This window comes from Novosphingobium sp. BL-S-32 (assembly GCF_056857055.1).
Genome location: NZ_CM166476.1, coordinates 2,872,472 through 2,888,203, shown reverse-complemented (window position 1 = coordinate 2,888,203; position 15,732 = coordinate 2,872,472). Strand labels below are relative to the sequence as shown.

The following is a 15,732-nucleotide window of genomic DNA, read 5'->3' as shown; positions in this document are numbered from 1 at the left end:
TCGGCGACATGATATCGCCGCCAGCCTTCCTTCACTCCTCAGCCCGCTGTCACCTTGCGCAGACACAAGGTGACAGGTCATGGCATAAGGTGACACTTTCCGGTCGTGAAGTGTCGCCTTGGACCCGCAAGGTGACAGGTTTTTCGCCTGGACCGTGTCAACTGTGTCAACCGCCGCTTCAGCGGATGGGCACCCTCGCTTCCAGTTCGGCCAGCCAAACCGCTGCGCTGGCATCAGAGGGCGCGCGCCAGTCGCCGCGCGGGCTGAGGGCGCCGCCGGAGGAGACCTTCGGGCCATTTGGCACGGCCGAGCGCTTGAACTGGCTGAAGGCGAAGAAGCGCCGTACGAACTTCTCCAGCCAGGAACGGATCGTAGCGAGGTCGTACTCGTTCTTGCGGTCCTCCGGGAAGCCCGCCGGCCATGCGCCCAACGCGGCATCGCGCCAGGCATGGAGCGCAAGGAAGGCGACTTTCGACGGCTTCTGCCCGAAGCGCATCACGTGATGGAGGAAGAAGTCGTTCAGCTCGTAAGGCCCGATCTTCGCCTCGGTGCTCTGGATCGCGCCGTCCGCGCCGGCGGGCACGAGTTCGGGCGAGATCTCGGTGCCGAGAATGGCGAGCAGCACCTCCTCGGTCTCGGCGCCGAACTGGTCGGTCGTCGCGCACCAGCGGATCAGGTACTGGATCAGCGTCTTGGGTACGCCGGCGTTGACCGTGTAGTGGCTCATCTGATCGCCGACGCCGTATGTGCACCAGCCGAGCGCGAGTTCGGACAAGTCGCCGGTGCCGATCACGAAGCCGTCGTGCTGGTTGGCAAGGCGGAACAGGTAATCGGTGCGCAGGCCCGCCTGCACGTTCTCGAACGTCACGTCATAGACCGGCTCTCCGTTCGAGAAGGCGTGGCCGATGTTCTGGAGCATCGTCGTCGCCGTGGGGCGGATGTCGATCTCTTCGGCGGTAATGCCGACGGCGTTCATCAACTTCCAGGCGTTGGACTTGGTGCCATCGCTGGTGGCGAAGCCGGGCATCGTATAGCCGCGAATGAAGGTGCGCGGCAGGCCAAGCCGGTCGCAAGCGCGGGCGGCGACGATCAGCGCATGGGTCGAATCGAGCCCGCCCGAGATGCCGATCACCATCGACTTGGCCCCGGTCGCCTCGATGCGGCGCATCAGGCCGTCGACCTGGATGTTGAACGCCTCGTAGCAGTCGGCATCCAGCTTGTCGGCGCGCGAGGGCACAAAGGGGAAGCGCGAGACCCGGCGGATCAAACCGATGTCGCCGCCCGCCGGGGCATGGCGGAAGCGCACGGTGCGGAAGGTCTCGTCGGGATTGCCCGCCACTTCGGCCGCGTCGTTGAAGGTGGGCACACGCATCCGGTCGTTGACGATGCGGTCCACATCGACGTCGGCGATGCAGAGTTCCGCCTCCAGCGAGAAGCGCTCGCTCTCCGCCAGCAGGTCGCCCAGTTCGTAGACGATGCCCTGCCCGTCCCAGGCAAGGTCGGTCGTGCTCTCGCCATGCCCGGCGGCGGAGTAGACGTAGGCCGCCGTGGCGCGGGCCGACTGCGAGCGGCAGAGCAAGTGCCGTTCGTCCGACTTGCCGATGACGATGTTGGAGGCGGAAAGGTTGCACAGGATCGTCGCCCCGGCGAGCGCGCCGTGCGAGCTGGGCGGGGTGGCGGCCCAGATATCCTCGCAGATCTCGATGAAGAAGCGGAAGTTCGGCAGCACTTCGGAGGCGAAGACCAGGTCGACGCCGAAGGGCACGTCCTGCCCGTTCACGCGGATGGTCTGGCCCTTCAGCGTCTTGCCACTGGCGAACCAGCGCTTTTCGTAGAACTCGCGGTAGTTCGGCAGGTAGGACTTGGGCACCACGCCCAGCAGCCGCCCATGCGCGATGGCGAGCGCGCAGTTATAGAGCCGCCCCTTGTGCGGCAGCGCCGCGCCCACCAGCAGCACGGGCGAAAGATCGGCGCTGGCGTGGACGATTTCCGCCACGGCCGCTTCCACCGCCTCGATCATCGCCGCCTGCAAGTGCAGATCGTCGATCGCGTAGGAAGAGAGGCACAGTTCGGGGAAAACCAGCAGGTCCACATGCGCCTCATGCGCGCGCTGCGCCTCTACCAGCACGGCGTCGCGATTGAAGGCGACATCGGCAGTGCGGACCTTGGGCGTGGAAGTGGCGACGCGCACGAAGCCGTGTTCGTGCATGGAGAAAAAGGGATGTGCACTCATGGGCAAATCCCTGACAGGATCGGACGCGAGAGGCAACTTCCCCTTGCCCTCCCCCGCGTCGCGCTTAAATGGCAGGTCATGCGCAGCCTCGACGACATCCGCGAAGAATACGAGTTTTCCGAAGGCGATGAACGCTATCGCCTGTTGATCGGCCTCGGTTCCGAACTCGATCCCATGCCCGACGCGCTGAAGACGGACGCGACCAAGGTGCGCGGCTGCTCGGCCAGCGTCTGGGTCTATCCGATGGCGCGCGAGGACGGCACGCTGCACTTTCTGGCGGACAGCAATGCGGCGATCACCAAGGGCATCGTCTCACTGGTGATCTCTGCCGTGCAGGATCGGCCCGCCGCCGAAGTGGCCGAAACCGACATCGCCGCCGCGCTGGAGCCGTTCGACCTGAAGAACCAGCTCTCGTCCAACCGCACGCAGGGCGTGCCGAACATGATCGCGCTGATCCGCGAGACCGCCGCGCGCTACGCGAGCACTGCATGAAGCACGTCAGCCGCCACGCATGGATGGCGGCGGGGCTGTTCTTCGTGGCGCTTGGCACGATCGGCATCTTCCTGCCGGTGATGCCGACGGTGGTGTTCTACCTGCTGGCGGCATGGTGCTTCGGCAAAAGCCACCCGGAATGGGCGGAGCGGCTCTACAACCACCCGCATTACGGCCACAACTTGCGCGAATGGCGCGATCGGCGGGCGATCAGCCGCAAGGGCAAGGTCTCCGCGATTCTGGCGATGAGCGCCTCGATCCCGTTCACCTGGTTTACGGTAGGCTGGCCCTGGGTGCTGATCCCGGCGGGAGTGCTGGCCGTGATCGGCCCGTGGATCTGGACGCGGGCGGAGTAACGTCAGACGGCGTCGCGCAGCACCGCAATGCCGTTCTTGCGCTGTTCGCGCAGTTCGCGCCGGAGCGCCGCAGGGTCACGCGCGATCAGGAAGCCAAAGCTCACGCCGCCCTCGCGGCCCAAAGTCGCATGGTGCAACCGGTGCGCCTGCACCAGCCGCTTCGCATAGCCCCGCTTCGGCACCCAGACGAAGTACCGCTGGTGGACAAGGCCATCGTGCACCAGCGTATATATAATGCCGTAGATCAGCACGCCGAGGCCCATCCAGGTCCCCGGCTCCCACGCGCTCGGCCCCATCAGCATCGGCGAACCCACCGCGAAAAGGGCAATGCTGAGCGCTGCGCCGAACAGGGCGAAGCGGTCGTTCCGTTCGAGGCGATTGTCGTGTGGCTCATGATGATCGCGGTGCCAGCCCCACGCGAAGCCGTGCATGATGTACTTGTGGCTGGCCCAAGCCACACTCTCCATCGCAGCGACGGTGGCAAGCACGATAAGGGCAGCAAGCAACGTGGACATGGCCGCCAGTCTAGCCGCCGTGAGGCCGCTTGTCAGCGCCGTCGCGCAAGCACGTATTCCGCAACGATTCGCGGCCAAAAAAAGGCCGGTCACAAGGACCGGCCTGAAAAAGTTTTGGGAGAGGATGCCTGAAAGGCCCGATCCTTTTGCGTCATGTTGCGTCGCAGCACAAATGAATAGGGCGAACCCGGTGTTGCAAATCATGCAACCTTATTGTGCGCGCTTCATGCAACCGCCGCCGGTTTCGAACGCCGACTCGAACATCCTTCCCAGAAATGGGCTCTCAGCGACAATTGGTTACAAAAGCCGACAGGACTGTGACGTTTCAGTCGTCTGACGTTCAGGTTCACTCTCTTAAGTCTGAATGGACGGGAGCAAGTCCCGGAAGAGAAAACCAAAAAAAGGAACGCTTCATGCGCAAGACCGCCCGCTTCATCGCCCCCGCCCTGGTCGCCGCTCTGGGCATCTCGGCCATTGCCCCGGGCATTGCTGAAGCCGCTGCACCCCGTCACGAGGCTGCCCGCATCACCCCCAACCGCGAAGCCTCGATCCGCGCCGATATCGCCGGCCTGCGCGGCCAGATCGACCGTGCTGCCGCCCACCGTACGATCAGCCCGCGCGAAGCCGACGGCTTGCGCCGCGACGCAGCGGATATCCAGCGCCTCCATGCCTCTTACGCCCGTGGCGGCCTGAACGCCCGCGAGATGCAGACGCTCCAGACCCGCATCGACAAGGTTCACTTCGCCCTGCGTGCGGAACGCGGCGATCGCAACGGCCATCGCGGCTAAGCGCCAACCTCGATTGACCCCATAACGAATAAAGTTGCGCGAAAAGGCGTGCCCGTCCCCCTTGAATTGCCGGGCGGGCACGCCTAATCGCCCTTTCATCATGACCAACACGCCGCGCACCCTTTACCAGAAGATCTGGGACGCCCACGTCGTCGACACGCGCGATGACGGCACCAGCCTCGTCTACATTGACCGTCACCTCGTTCACGAAGTGACCAGCCCGCAGGCCTTCGAAAGCCTTCGCGTGGCCGGACGCCCGGTGCGCCGCCCCGACCTTACGCTCGCGGTGCCCGACCACAACCTGCCGACCACGGCCCGCAAGGACGCGGAAGGCCACGTGCTGCCCATCGCGGATCCCGAGAGCGCGCAGCAGCTGGCCACGCTCAAGAAGAACGCGCCTGAATTCGGCATTCGCTATATCGATTCGACCGATGCCGAACAGGGCATCGTCCATGTCGTCGGCCCCGAGCAGGGCTTCTCGCTGCCCGGCGCGACGATCGTCTGTGGTGACAGCCACACCGCCTGCCACGGCGGCATCGGCGCCCTCGCCTTCGGTATCGGCACCAGCGAGGTGGAGCACGTGCTCGCCACGCAGACGCTGCTCCTCAAGCGCTCGAAGAGCTTCGAAGTCCGCGTCGAGGGTACGCTGGGCGCCGGCGTCACGCCCAAGGACGTGATCCTGCACGTGATCGGCGTGATCGGCACGGCCGGCGGCACCGGCTACGTGATCGAGTATCGCGGCAACGTCTTCGAGGGAATGTCCGTCGAAGGCCGCCTGACGGTCTGCAACATGTCGATCGAGGGCGGTGCCCGCGCCGGCCTGATCGCGCCGGACGACATCACGTTCGAATATCTGAAAGGCCGCCCCTACACGCCCGTTGGCGAGGACTGGGACAAGGCCGTCACCTGGTGGAAGAGCCTGGCGACGGACGAAGGCGCGACGTTCGACAAGTCCGTCTTCATCCGTGCCGAGGAAATCCAGCCCACCGTGACCTGGGGCACCAGCCCCGAGGATACGTCTGCCATCGGCGGCATCGTCCCCGCGCCGGAAGACTTCGCCGACGCGTCCAAGCGCGACGCGGTGAAGGTCAGCCTCGACTACATGGGCCTGACGCCGGGCACCCGGCTGACCGACGTGGAAGTGCAGAACGTCTTCATCGGCTCCTGCACCAACAGCCGCATCGAGGATATCCGCGCCGCTGCCGAAGTGCTCAAGGGCCGCCACAAGGCCGATAACGTGAAGTGGGCGATCGTCGTCCCCGGATCGGGCCTCGTGAAGGCGCAGGCCGAAGCCGAAGGGCTCGACAAGATCATCATCGACGCGGGCCTGGAATGGCGCGAACCGGGCTGCTCGGCCTGCCTCGCCATGAACCCGGACAAGGTTCCGGCGGGCGAACGCTGCGCCTCGACCAGCAACCGCAACTTCACTGGCCGCCAGGGCCCCGGCAGCCGTACCCACCTGATGAGCCCCGCCATGGCCGCCGCCGCGGCCGTGACCGGCAAGCTCACCGATGTGCGCGAACTGATGGGATAAAGCACGATATGTCCGACGAAACCAAGAACGACCTCGCCGGCAAGGCCGCGATTGCCGCCGGCGCCGCTATCGGTTCGGCCGCCATCGCCGCCGCCCTGCTCTTCGTGAAGCGCCGGAAGGCGCGCGCCGAAAAGCCGCTTCACCCCGAGAAGGCACCAGAGACCGATTGATGCAGCCGATCTCCCATGTCGCCGGACGGGCCATCCCGTTCGGGCGCAAGAACGTCGATACCGACGTCATCATCCCCGCCCACTGGCTCAAGACAATCACCCGCGAAGGCCTTGGCCGAGGCGCGTTCGAGGCGGTCAAGAAAGAGCCGGGCAACGTCTTCACCGATCCCGACTATGCGGGCGCCCCGATCCTGATCGCGGGTGACAACTTCGGTTGCGGATCGAGCCGCGAGCATGCCGCCTGGGCCCTGCTCGACATGGGCGTGACCTGCGTGATCGCGCCCAGCTTCTCGGACATCTTCTCGGGCAATGCGTTCAAGAACGGCATCCTGACCGTGGCACTGCCGCAGGACGCGATCGACCGCTTGATGGAAGTCGCGCCGGAGCAGCCGATCGACATCGATCTGGAGACGCAGTCGGTAACGACGCCGTTCCAGGACCGCTGGACGTTCGAAATCGACGCCTTCCGCAAGCACTGCCTGCTCTTGGGGCTGGACGAAGTCGGCCTGACGATGGCGCAGGGCAAGCAGATTTCGGGTTACGAGGCGAAGGCCAAGGCGGATCTTCCGTTCCTCGCCCGCACGCCGGCGACAGCGTAAGATAAAGACACCTTTCGCGGCACCGGCCCGAGTCTTTTTGGGGTGCGCCATTCGCATCCGCGAATGGCTTGCGGCACCAGCCCGCTCCCGTCCCGAAGGACACGAAAAAGGTCCGGGGGACCTTTTCGCTGAGGGGGCCGACCTCCCAGATTCTACCCCGTAGGGGAGGTCGGGTGGGGGAGCGGGCTGGTGCCGCAGAGATCTCGCGCCAATCAGCGTCGTGTCGCTTTTGCGACTCATTCTGCGAAACAGGATTGAACGCAATCCGTCCCCGCCCTATCGGCACGTGCTAATCCTACCGTGGCAGTGTATTACCAAAGGGTGCCTGATGACGAGTTTCCAGGATCGCGAGCGGGCAGAGGAGGCCAAGTTCGTGCATGATGCCGACATCCAGTTCCGCATTCAGGCCCGCCGCAACCGCCTTCTGGGCGAATGGGCGGCCGAGCGCATGGCGCTTTCCCACGCGGAGACCGAGGCTTACGCCAAGGCCGTAGTCCAGGCCGATTTCGAGGAAGCCGGTGACGAAGACGTGATCCGCAAGCTCATCGGCGACCTTACCGCCGCTGGCGTGGACACCAGCGAAGCCGAAGTGCGCACCGCGCTTGAGGCCAAGCAGGTCGAAGCCCGCCGCGCTTTCCTCGGCTGAAGGAACCCCGCCATGGCCATGTCCGCAACCGAGATCGAGGCGCTCATCCGTGAGGCCCTGCCCGACGCTCAGGTCGAAATCACCGATCTCGCCGGCGACGGCGATCACTACGCCGCGCGCGTAACCAGCGCCGCTTTCGTCGGCAAACCGCGTGTAGCCCAGCACAAGATGGTCTACGAAGCACTGGGCGGCCGCATGGGCGGCGTGCTCCATGCCTTGCAACTTACCACCGCCGTTCCCAACTGACGTCGGTACGTTTCTGAAGGTTTCGAACAATGTCCGACGTCAACGCCCGCATCGGCGAGATTGTAAACAATAACGACATCGTCCTTTTCATGAAGGGCACCCCGCTGTTCCCGCAGTGCGGCTTCTCCAGCCGCGCGATCGCGATCCTCGATCACCTCGGCGCCACGTATGAGAGCGTCGACGTGTTGCAGGACATGGAAATCCGCCAGGGCATCAAGGCCTTCTCGGATTGGCCGACGATCCCCCAGCTTTACGTGAAGGGCGAATTCGTCGGCGGCAGCGACATCATGATGGAGATGTATGAAGCTGGCGAACTGCATCAGCTCTTCATCGACGCCGGGCTTGCCACGCAGGGCTGATCCCCCGCCACAAGCCAGCATCGCATTCACGAACGCCCGGGAGGAAACTTCCGGGCGTTTTTGTATGCGCGCAGCAGGACGACGTCCTGCCAGAGGCCCGGTTTCAGCGATTTCGGGGGAAAGGCTCGGGGAGACGGGGCCGGGAGACATTCGGCCCCGTCTCAGTCGAGACTACTCGGGGGTACGAAAGTATATAAGCACAAGGCGTGCCAAGTCCATAAATCGGCCAAATTCAGCCATTTTCACTTTTGCGCCCGCCCCTTCGGGAACGCCTGTTGTAAAGATCACCGACAATGGTTGCCGGATATGGTTGCCGCCGTGGCGACGAATTGCCGCCCTGCCGACCCCGGCGGACAATTCGGCTTGCCAGCCCCGCGCGCGCGCGCGAGGCTGGGGCCATGGATACATCACCGCCCAGCGATCAACCGATGCCGCCAGACGGCCCGAAAGTGATACCCGCCTCCACGCTCGTCATTTTTCGAACTTCGGCTGAAGGACCGCCCGAACTCCTGATGGTCCAGCGCGCCAAGGAAATGCGCTTCGCCGGCGGTGCGGCGGTGTTCCCCGGCGGCCGGGTCGACGAAGCTGACCGCGAACTGGCCCGCGCCATTCTGCCCGACGAACCCATCGAGATCGCCGCAGGACGCATCGCCGCCATTCGCGAGACCTTGGAAGAAACAGGGTTGATGGTGGCCACGCATGCACCCGTCACCGCCGCAGAAGCGGCCGAGGCACGGCGCATGCTGCTTGAAGACGGGAGACTGGCGCCCGTGCTCGATCATTTCGGATGGCAGCTCGCGCCCGAGCGGCTCGCCTTCTTCGCGCATTGGTGCCCGCCATGGGAAGGCGCTTTCGACACCCGCTTCTTCGTGATCGACCTTGGCACCGGCGCGGTCGATGTGCAGGTGGACGCCACCGAGAACACCCGCCTGTTCTGGGCCAGCGCAGCCGAAGCGCTCGCCATGGCCGACCGGGGCGAGATCTCGGTGATCTTCCCGACCCGCCGCAATCTCGAACGCCTGGCCGGCTTCGCCTGCCATGCCGAAGCGCTCAGCGACATCGCGAGCCACCCGGTCCGCCGCATTCATCCCCGGATCGAGATCCGTGACGGGGCCGAGTGGCTGACGATCCCGGCCGACCGCGGCTACCCGGTGGACGGGCAGCCGAGAGCGACCGCACAACGCGGTTGAGCGCGCGCCGTCAGGCCGGCGCGACTTCCACTGCCGGGCGGGCGATGCGCCCCCCGGCGGCATAAAGACCCAGCAACATGGCCACCGCGAAGAAGCCAGCCATCGCCATGATCGCGCCGTCGTAGCTGCCGCTCGCCGTGAAGACCTTGGCCGAGCCGATCACCGAGAATGCGATGAACGGCAAGCCGATCAGCGTGTTGAGCCCGAAACCACGGCTGTAGCTCGCCTGCCCGAAGGCATCCGAAAGGCCGCGCCCAAGCGTCGGGATCGCCCCTGCCCCGTGCAGGCCGATCAGGCCGATCACGATGGCCGTAACCGCGAAGGGCGGGTGCAGCAGCAGCAGACCCCACAGCAGCGCACAGTCGAAGCCGATCAGCGCCAGCGAACGGCCGCCACCGAGCCGGTCCGCGATCCAGCCGAACAGGATCGAACCGGCAATCCCCACAAGCGACATCAGCGACTGAAGCAGCGCCGATTCGGCACGGGTGAAGCCCCAGGACTGGCCCATCGGCACCAGCAGCGAGCCAAGCATGACCGAACTGGCCATGCTGGCGATGGCCGCGAGGCACATCGCCCAGAAACGCGGGCGGCCGAGCAACTGGCCAACGCTGAGCGAGCCGTCCGATGTCCGCTTGCCGGCCGCCACCGGGGCGACCGTCTCGCCGCCCGGAGGATGGTCGATCGCGAAGAGACTGGCAGGAACCAGCACCAGAGCGATAGCAGCGGCGATCGCAAAGTAGATCGTTTGCGCGTCGAAGACCCGCAGCCCGCGCTCCGCCAGCCAAGGGGTGATCGCGATCACCACCGGCAAGTGCACAAGGCCAAGCGCCAAGCCCCGGTTGCGGCCGAACCAGCGCGTCACCAGCGTTGCCGGGGCGATCGAGCCGGCAAGGCTCATCGCCGGGCCCAGCAACAACCCGTAAGCAACGAGATAGAGCACATAACTATGCGTCAGCCCCAGCAGCGCGAAGCCGCAGGCTGCCAGCAGCGCACCGATCAGCATGATCAGCCGAAGCGAAACCTTGGCGATCAACACCCCGACGAAAGGCGCCAGAATGGAGGAGCCGACCAGCACCAGCGGAATACCGGCAGCTGCCGCCTCCGCGCTGATGCCGAGGCGCTGCTCGGCGGGCGCGAGCATGATGCTGAAGGCGCCCATGATCGTGCCGATCACGAAGTTATGCGATAGTCCCGCAATCACACCCATGCGCTTTGCCAGCGGATGGTTGGGGGATGCGTCCGTGAGCATGCCCCCGGCGTTGTCGGCATCCAGTGCCATTACTCTCTCCCGACTCGCCGGCTTGTTGCCGGGCTGCTTGCCTTTGGAAGAGGGGAGCCTAGGCGCTCACCGCCGCGTGGCGAGCGTGTTCACCAGCGGTGCGGCAAATACCGCCGCAGCGAAGCGCCGTGTACTGGGAAGGTGATGTCGCCCGGACGGAGTCTACGTCCTAAAGCCACTCGACCGTGGCAAGTCCGTGCTGGCGCAACAGATGATCGACGACCGGCTGATAGATGGCGCGGTCGAACTCGATTCCGGCAAAATCACGGTCTACCCAACGCACTATGCCGGTCAGGCCTTCAAGCCCCTGCGGGCGGATCACCACGCGGGTACCCACGCGAAACAGCAGCCCGCGTACGCGCACGCAGCACCCCTGAGCGGAAATGTCGGAAATCTCACCCTGATCGCGCAGCCCGTTCTGCGTCCGACACTGTGCTGTCAGCGAAATGGCCCGACGATACGCCTGCCGAGGGAGATCCGAGGAAGACATGTCGGAAATCTAGCACGTCCACGGTTTAACAAGTGTTAATCGCCGGACAAGACCGAATATCGGCAAGAGTTTCTTCAGAAAACCACATCAATAAATTGATATTTAAAGAAACTTTAGAGGCTGTTACTGGACCTCAAGGGGGCGGCGGGCACTCCAGCCAAACAGCGCGATTACCGCATAGCACAGCGCCGGCAACACCAAAGCGAGCGAGAGGCTACCGCTGCTGTCAGCAAGGAGCCCGGTCAGCGGCGGGATCACGGCGCCGCCCACCACCATCGTGCAGATCACGCCGGAGCCCTCCGGCGTGCGCTCTCCCAACCCTTCGCAGGCAAGGCTGAAGATCGTAGGGAACATGATCGCGTTCGTCAGGCCTGTGGCAAGGAACGCCACGCCCGCGACGGTGCCGGTGGAACCCACCGCGATCGCGAGCAGCACCACGGCGCCGATCGCGACGGTCGCCAGCGCCTTGCCGGCACTGACGTAGCGCAGCGCCCATGAGCCCACGAAGCGCCCGATCAGCGCCCCGCCCCAGTACCAGGGTAGCAGCGTGCCGGCCGTCTGCGGATCGAGCGAAAGCACCTGCGACTGCCCCATCCAGCTCACCCCCAGCGAAGCAATGGCGTTCTCGACGCCGACGTAGAGGAAGATGCAGACTGCGCCGAAAGCGAAACGCGGGCGCAGCAGGAGGTTGAAGCTCCGGAAGATCGGCCCACCCTCACGCTTCTCACCCGGGATGCGGTTGCGGTTGAACCATACGGCCGCCGTGATGACCGCAAGGGCGGCGGCCACCATCAGGTAGCCGTGGGCGATGGCCTGCGTCGCGGCCGAGCGATAGGCCTCCAGTTCCGCGCCCGAAAGCGCGGTCTCGTTCACGGAGGCCAGCCCGCCCAGCATCAGCACGGCGCCGAAATGCGGGAAGACCGTGGCGCCGAGAGCATTGAATCCTTGTGCGAAATTCAACCGCGACGATGCCGTGCGCGATGGCCCCAGGAGCGAGATCAGCGGATTGGCGACGACCTGAATCAGGGTGACTCCGCTCGCCAGCACGAACAGCGCGAGGAGGAAGAGCGCGAAAGTCGCTCCGGTGGCGGCAGGTACGAAAAGCAGGCACCCGGCCAGCATCGCCAGCAGCCCCAGCGCTGCGCCGCGCATGTAGCCGATGCGTTTGACCAGTCCGGCACCGGGCACGCTCAACACGGCATACGCTGCAAAGAAGGCGGTATTGACGAGCATCGCCTCGGTATAGTCGAGCACGAAGATCGCCTTGAGCTTCGGCATCAGCACGCCGTTAAGCGCGGTTACGCCGCCGAATATGAAGAACAGCGCGAAGACAAAAACCTGAAGTCCCGGAGCATTGATATGGCCGGAACTGGCGACTTCGGCTCCCGGATCGGCGTCAGGGTCAGTGCTGGTCGGAGCGAAATCCTTCAGGGCCATGGACGCCTGCCTCGAATTGGAGGGATTCGTTTCTGGACTCCTGTCTGCGCATATAGCGGTCGGCGGGCAAGTCTTTGTTGCCGGGGCGTTCTTTTGCGGTGCGCTGGCGGGCTACTCACCTGACCTCACCTCACCCCTATCCCATCCCGCTCAGGCTGAGCTTGTCGAAGCCCCCGCGGGCGTGGCGCAAGGCCTCCATCCTTCGACAGGCTCAGGATGAGCGGAGTGGAATGGACGGGAGTGGAGGAAGCTAATCTACTCAGCCGCCACCGGCTCCCCTGCAGCCTCGGCCTGCGCCGCCATCCGGCGCGCCAGCACCGCACAGACCATCAACTGGATCTGATGGAAGAACATCAGCGGCAGGATGATCGCCCCCACCTGAGCAGGCGGAAACAGTACCCCTGCCAGCGGCACGCCGGTCGCCAGACTCTTCTTCGAACCGCAGAACAGGATCACGATCCGGTCCGCGTGGTTGAAGCCCAGCACCCGCCCGAGCACATTGCCCACCACCATCACAACCGCCAGAATCCCCAGCGACAGCGCCGCGATCAGCCCGAGTTCGGCCAAAGTCACCTTCTGCCACAGCCCTTCGAGCACCGCCGCCCCGAACGCCGTGTAGACCACCAGCAGGATCGAACCGCGATCGGTATAGCCCACCAGCTTCTTGTGCTTCTGCACGAAGCCGCCGATCCACGGCCGCAGCAGATGCCCGGCCACGAACGGCAGCAGCAGCTGGACGGCGATGGCAATGATCGGATCGGTCGAGAAACCCTGTGTCTTGCCGGTGATGAACACTGCCGTCAGCACCGGGGTCACGAAAATCCCCGCAAGGTTGGAGAATGAGGCACTGCACACTGCCGCTGCCACATTGCCCCCGGCAATCGCGGTGAAGGCAATCGATGACTGCACCGTCGAGGGCAGCAGCGTCAGGTAGAGCACGCCCATCGCCAGCGAGGGCTCCAGCCCCGGTATCGCGCTGACGCCCAACCCGATCAGCGGGAAGATCCCGAAGGTCAGGCTCGCCACGGTCAGGTGCAGCTTCCACGCCCGCGCCCCGTCGAGGATCGCCTGGCGCGAGAGCTTGGCGCCGTGAAGGAAGAACAGCAGCGCGATGCCTGCGTCCGCCGCGCCGCCCGCGATCCCCGCCCACATCCCGCGCGCCGGAAGCACCGAGGCAAGACCCACGGTCGAGATCAGCAGCAAGAGATAGGGATCGATGTTCAGGCGGGCGAGAAGGCGGTTCATACCCGCCCCTCTAGGACTTCGCGGCGCGCTGCAAAAGCCCCTGCTTTCCGGCCTTTGCATGCCGAGCCTTGCCATGTATCCTGCACGGCACCGCCCATCCCCCCGATGGCGGCCTCCTCACGGACGTGCGACCGGGAGAACAATATGCAGCCCAAGGCTCGACTGGACAAACTGTCCGCCATCCGATTTCCCGGAGCCGGAGACGAGCCCGGTTAGTGCCCCAGTCCCGGACCGGCATGCGACTGTTGCACGCCGCCTTACTGAATGCTGGGGGTGGTCTTCGCCGCCTCGCCGGTCGGGCGCGGCCGGATGCCTCCGAACAGCAGCGCGGCACCGCGCGCATAGGAGACGTCTTCCGGCACCACGCTTTTCGAACCGCGCGCCATGCTGAGCATCTCGATAGCCAGCTTGAGATCCTCGACGCCGAGGTCCGAATGGACCTGATCCAGAGCCTTGGCCGTTTCCAGCACCATGGCAATGATGCGATCGAACGTCGGGCCAACCGATTCGACGAAAGCCGCCAATCGCCCCTCGTCGAAGTTCATGAAGACCGGCATGTGGACGGCGAAAGCCCGGCTCTGACTTTCGAGGAAATCCTCGAAAAGCGCGGGATCACCCTTGCGGGTCTCCACTTCGGCCAAAGTGCGGAACACCTCGAATTCGATAACCGCCATGATCAGCGCCTCGCGGTCGGCAAAGTGGCGGTAGAGCGTGCCCCGGCCCAGCCCGGCCACCGCCAGAACGTCCTGCAAAGGCGCGGTAGGGCCCTTCGCGGCAAAAACGAGCGCGGCCGCCTCGATCAGATCCTGTCGATGTTTTCTCGCGTCGGCGCGCATGATTCTCCGTCCCCACGCCCATTCTCACCCTGGTGGTCCCATACCATGCCGACACAATTTGGCAACGCAAGCGGACACCCCTTGTCCGCTTACCGCAACTGCGATATGGACGCCGCTCAGAGCCCCCCGAAACCAGCTCATGGTGAAAATTTGTCTTCCAAAATCAGCAGGCTGCGCCACGTTGCGCTCCTGAGTGCCTTCGTCCTCACTGCGTGCGGTGGCGAACAAAAGCAGGGCGAAGCGCCCCCGGTTGCAGTGGAATCGATGGTGATCCGGGCTCAGCCCGTCCCCAATATCGTCGAACTGCCGGGCCGCATCGAAGCCGTGCGTTCCGCCGAAGTGCGCGCGCGGACCGACGGTATCGTGCTGCGCCGCCTCTATGACGAAGGCGCCTTCGTCGCCGCCGGCACGCCGCTGTTTCAGATCGATCCGCGCGATTATCAGGCACAGGTCAAATCGGCCTCCGCCTCGCTCCAGCGCTCGATAGCGGCGGAGCAGAACGCCCGCTCGATCGTGCTGCGCTATGGCCCGCTGATCGACGAACGCGCCGTTTCCGCGCAGGAATACGATCAGGCGCAGTCCGATCTCCGCCAGGCTTCCGCGCAAGTCGCCGAGGCCCGCGCCGCGCTGGACCGGGCCAAGCTGCAATTGGGCTACACTACGGTCGATGCGCCGATTTCGGGCCGCGTTTCCGCCGCCGAAGTGACCGAAGGCGCGCTCGTCAGTGGCGCTTCGGGCACACTGATGACGCGCGTGGACCAGACGAGCCCGGTCTATGCGGTGTTCTCCGCCTCGAACGCCTCGATCCTCGACCTGCTTGCCAAAGTCCGCAACGGGGAGTTGAACCTGCCCGCGCTCGAGACCATCGAGGTCAAGCTGGTGCTGGAAAACGGGCAAAAATACGGTCCGGTCGGCCACCTCAACTTCACCAGCCCGGTGGTTGCGCCCGAAACGGGTAGCCAGACCGTACGCGCCACGTTCGTCAACAATTCGCAGGGCCTGCTGTTCCCCGGCCAGTTCGTGCGCGGCCGCCTCAGGCTCGGCACGCTGGAGGGCGGCATTCTCGTGCCTGCCCGCGCCATCCAGTTCAGGGGCGATGAGGCGCAAGTCTCCGTCATGGGCAAGGACGGCACCGTGACCGCGCGCACTATCCGGCTCGGCACCCTGCTCGGCAAGCAGTGGATCGTCACGTCGGGCCTCCGGCCGGGCGAGCGCATCATCGTCGACGGCTGGGCCAAGCTGCACCCGGGGCAGAAGGCAGTGGACGCGGCACAAGCGCAGAAGCCCGCCGCGCAGCAGCCCCAGCAGGGGCACTGA

General features: G+C 65.1%; 18 protein-coding genes. 11 read left to right on the top strand and 7 right to left on the bottom strand.

Annotated elements, in window-relative coordinates; all coding sequences use genetic code 11:
* Window positions 1–178 precede the first annotated feature (178 nt).
* Window positions 179–2,233 (bottom strand): NAD(+) synthase, encoded by a 2,055-nt coding sequence (locus AC1VVK_RS13675; protein ID WP_482903412.1) that lies wholly within the window; start codon window positions 2,231–2,233, stop codon window positions 179–181.
* A 78-nt stretch (window positions 2,234–2,311) separates the two neighbouring features.
* Between AC1VVK_RS13675 and AC1VVK_RS13670 the strand changes: the two genes are divergently transcribed.
* Together AC1VVK_RS13670 and AC1VVK_RS13665 are read left to right on the top strand one after the other, a co-directional pair.
* Complete coding sequence (locus AC1VVK_RS13670) at window positions 2,312–2,725, top strand: SufE family protein (RefSeq protein WP_482903411.1); 414 nt, start codon at window positions 2,312–2,314, stop codon at window positions 2,723–2,725.
* On the top strand, window positions 2,722–3,081 hold the full coding sequence (locus AC1VVK_RS13665) for a YbaN family protein (protein ID WP_482903410.1): 360 nt from the start codon (window positions 2,722–2,724) through the stop codon (window positions 3,079–3,081). The genes AC1VVK_RS13670 and AC1VVK_RS13665 overlap by 4 nt, the downstream gene beginning before the upstream one ends.
* A gap of 2 nt (window positions 3,082–3,083) precedes the next feature.
* Here the strand turns inward: AC1VVK_RS13665 and AC1VVK_RS13660 are convergent, their stop codons facing one another.
* The gene (locus AC1VVK_RS13660) at window positions 3,084–3,596 is read right to left on the bottom strand and encodes a sterol desaturase family protein (RefSeq protein WP_482903409.1); all 513 of its coding nucleotides are present in this window, start codon (window positions 3,594–3,596) and stop codon (window positions 3,084–3,086) included.
* Window positions 3,597–4,009: 413 nt separating this feature from the next.
* Here AC1VVK_RS13660 and AC1VVK_RS13655 point away from each other — a divergent pair, with 413 nt between their 5' ends.
* The 8 genes from AC1VVK_RS13655 to AC1VVK_RS13620 all read left to right on the top strand — a co-directional run bounded on the left by AC1VVK_RS13655 (window position 4,010) and on the right by AC1VVK_RS13620 (window position 9,128).
* A complete protein-coding gene (locus tag AC1VVK_RS13655) occupies window positions 4,010–4,384 on the top strand; it encodes a hypothetical protein (protein ID WP_482903408.1) in 375 nt (124 codons plus the stop codon).
* A gap of 100 nt (window positions 4,385–4,484) precedes the next feature.
* Window positions 4,485–5,918, top strand: coding sequence for a 3-isopropylmalate dehydratase large subunit (gene leuC, locus AC1VVK_RS13650; RefSeq protein WP_482903407.1), 1,434 nt, complete (start codon window positions 4,485–4,487; stop codon window positions 5,916–5,918).
* Window positions 5,919–5,926: 8 nt separating this feature from the next.
* The gene (locus AC1VVK_RS13645) at window positions 5,927–6,088 is read left to right on the top strand and encodes a hypothetical protein (RefSeq protein WP_165912208.1); all 162 of its coding nucleotides are present in this window, start codon (window positions 5,927–5,929) and stop codon (window positions 6,086–6,088) included.
* On the top strand, window positions 6,088–6,687 hold the full coding sequence (gene leuD / locus AC1VVK_RS13640; RefSeq protein ID WP_132389037.1) for a 3-isopropylmalate dehydratase small subunit: 600 nt from the start codon (window positions 6,088–6,090) through the stop codon (window positions 6,685–6,687). The genes AC1VVK_RS13645 and leuD overlap by 1 nt, the downstream gene beginning before the upstream one ends.
* Window positions 6,688–7,015: 328 nt before the next feature.
* A complete protein-coding gene (locus tag AC1VVK_RS13635; protein WP_482903406.1) occupies window positions 7,016–7,333 on the top strand; it encodes a DUF1476 domain-containing protein in 318 nt (105 codons plus the stop codon).
* A 12-nt stretch (window positions 7,334–7,345) separates the two neighbouring features.
* Window positions 7,346–7,579 (top strand): BolA/IbaG family iron-sulfur metabolism protein, encoded by a 234-nt coding sequence (locus AC1VVK_RS13630; protein WP_132389033.1) that lies wholly within the window; start codon window positions 7,346–7,348, stop codon window positions 7,577–7,579.
* 29 nt (window positions 7,580–7,608) lie between these two features.
* Window positions 7,609–7,938 carry a Grx4 family monothiol glutaredoxin gene (grxD, locus tag AC1VVK_RS13625; RefSeq protein WP_132389031.1) on the top strand — a complete coding sequence of 110 codons (330 nt, stop codon included), beginning with the start codon at window positions 7,609–7,611 and terminating at the stop codon, window positions 7,936–7,938.
* 398 nt (window positions 7,939–8,336) lie between these two features.
* Window positions 8,337–9,128 carry an NUDIX hydrolase gene (locus AC1VVK_RS13620; protein WP_482903405.1) on the top strand — a complete coding sequence of 264 codons (792 nt, stop codon included), beginning with the start codon at window positions 8,337–8,339 and terminating at the stop codon, window positions 9,126–9,128.
* 10 nt (window positions 9,129–9,138) lie between these two features.
* Here AC1VVK_RS13620 and AC1VVK_RS13615 read toward each other — a convergent pair whose 3' ends face one another.
* From AC1VVK_RS13615 to AC1VVK_RS13595, 5 genes are all read right to left on the bottom strand, one after another.
* Entirely contained in the window at window positions 9,139–10,407 is a 1,269-nt protein-coding gene (locus tag AC1VVK_RS13615) for an MFS transporter (protein ID WP_482903404.1), read from the bottom strand.
* A gap of 169 nt (window positions 10,408–10,576) precedes the next feature.
* The gene (locus AC1VVK_RS13610) at window positions 10,577–10,897 is read right to left on the bottom strand and encodes a PilZ domain-containing protein (RefSeq protein WP_482903403.1); all 321 of its coding nucleotides are present in this window, start codon (window positions 10,895–10,897) and stop codon (window positions 10,577–10,579) included.
* A 123-nt stretch (window positions 10,898–11,020) separates the two neighbouring features.
* A complete protein-coding gene (gluP, locus tag AC1VVK_RS13605; RefSeq protein WP_482903402.1) occupies window positions 11,021–12,334 on the bottom strand; it encodes a glucose/galactose MFS transporter in 1,314 nt (437 codons plus the stop codon).
* A gap of 255 nt (window positions 12,335–12,589) precedes the next feature.
* Window positions 12,590–13,579, bottom strand: a complete 990-nt coding sequence (locus tag AC1VVK_RS13600) for a bile acid:sodium symporter family protein (protein WP_482903401.1) — start codon at window positions 13,577–13,579, stop codon at window positions 12,590–12,592.
* Between the two features lie 257 nt (window positions 13,580–13,836).
* A complete protein-coding gene (locus AC1VVK_RS13595; protein WP_132389019.1) occupies window positions 13,837–14,415 on the bottom strand; it encodes a TetR/AcrR family transcriptional regulator in 579 nt (192 codons plus the stop codon).
* Window positions 14,416–14,679: 264 nt separating this feature from the next.
* Between AC1VVK_RS13595 and AC1VVK_RS13590 the strand changes: the two genes are divergently transcribed.
* The gene (locus AC1VVK_RS13590) at window positions 14,680–15,732 is read left to right on the top strand and encodes an efflux RND transporter periplasmic adaptor subunit (RefSeq protein WP_482903400.1); all 1,053 of its coding nucleotides are present in this window, start codon (window positions 14,680–14,682) and stop codon (window positions 15,730–15,732) included.